The sequence below is a fragment of the Campylobacter sp. JMF_08 NE1 genome (assembly GCF_027737875.1).
In the GTDB taxonomy this organism is placed as follows: Bacteria; Campylobacterota; Campylobacteria; order Campylobacterales; family Campylobacteraceae; genus Campylobacter_B.
Map to the genome: position 1 here is coordinate 1 of NZ_JAOVUC010000019.1, position 1207 is coordinate 1207.

The 1207-nt window shown below is 40.6% G+C and carries 1 protein-coding gene and 1 pseudogene; both read left to right on the forward strand.

The window, feature by feature from the left end; translation table 11 throughout:
• The first annotated feature begins 2 nt into the window (after positions 1-2).
• Positions 3-920 (forward strand): branched-chain amino acid transaminase, encoded by a 918-nt coding sequence (locus OFN91_RS08245; protein WP_270861407.1) that lies wholly within the window; start codon positions 3-5, stop codon positions 918-920.
• Between the two features lie 9 nt (positions 921-929).
• Positions 930-1207: pseudogene (locus tag OFN91_RS08250) on the forward strand (prohibitin family protein); the annotation flags it as partial.

Sequence of the window (1207 nt, forward strand, 5' to 3'; positions counted from 1 at the left end):
CTATGAACGAAGCTAAATTTATTTGGATGGACGGAAAATTGGTCGCTTGGAAAGACGCCACCGTGCATGTTTTAACTCACTCTTTGCATTATGGAAACGCGGTTTTTGAAGGCGTTAGAGCGTATCAAACTAAAAAAGGTCCTGCGATTTTTAGACTTAAAGAACACACAAAAAGACTTTTTGCTTCTGCAAAATCTTGCTTAATCGATATTCCTTTTACAGCCGAAGAGCTTGAAAAAGCACATATCGAAGTTATCAAAGCAAACGATTTTAAAGAAACTATTTATATTCGCCCGTTAGCATTTTTGGGTTACGGCAAAATGGGCGTTGCGGTTAAAGGCTGCCCTGTAAATGTCATCGTAGCAGCATGGGAATGGGGTGCGTATATGGGCGAAGAAGCACTTCGCAAAGGCACAAAGGTAAAAATCAGCTCGTGGATGAAACCTGCGCCGTTTTCGATGATGGCAAAAGCAAAAGCAAGTGCAAACTATTTCAACTCGCAAATGGCAAATTTTGAAGCCACAGAAGCAGGTTATGATGAAGCGTTACTTTTAGATCCGCAAGGATTTGTAGCTGAGGGCCCTGGTGAGTGCTTTTTTATCGTTAAAGACGGCGTTATCATAACTCCGCCAAATGATACAAGCCTAGAAAGCATCACACAAGCGACAGTTATCGAAATCGCCGAAGATTTGGGCTATAAAGTTGAGCGAAGACGCATTACAAGAGATGAGTGCTACAACGCAGATGAAGCATTTTTTACAGGAACGGCAGCAGAAGTTACCCCAATTAGCAACATTGACGGCAGAATCATAGGCAAAGGCGAAATGGGCGAAATCACAAGCAAGTTGCAAAAAGCATATTTTGCCGTAGTTATGGGCGAAAATCCTAAATTTGAAAAATATCTAACTTATGTAAATTAAGGAGCGTTAATGCCAGCAGATTTAAATGATTATTTTAACAAACGCGGTTCAAACGGCGGCGGCAACGGCGGCGGAGAAAATCGAAAATTTAATTTCAAAACACCAAATTTGCCGAATTTTAGCAAATTTTCAGGGCTTTTATATGTCATAATCGGCATTATTGCTGTTTTGATAATCGCAAAACCTTTCGTAACAATCCAATCAGGCGAAGTCGGAATCAAAGCAAATTTGGGTAAATTTGATAAAGATCCGCTTGGTGCGGGACTTCACTTTTTCTTGCCGTTTAT

What these genes read in the sequence shown, in the direction of transcription:
- OFN91_RS08245 (WP_270861407.1), top strand. Translation starts at nt 3, where the DNA reads ATGAACGAAGCTAAATTTATTTGGATGGACGGAAAATTGGTCGCTTGG.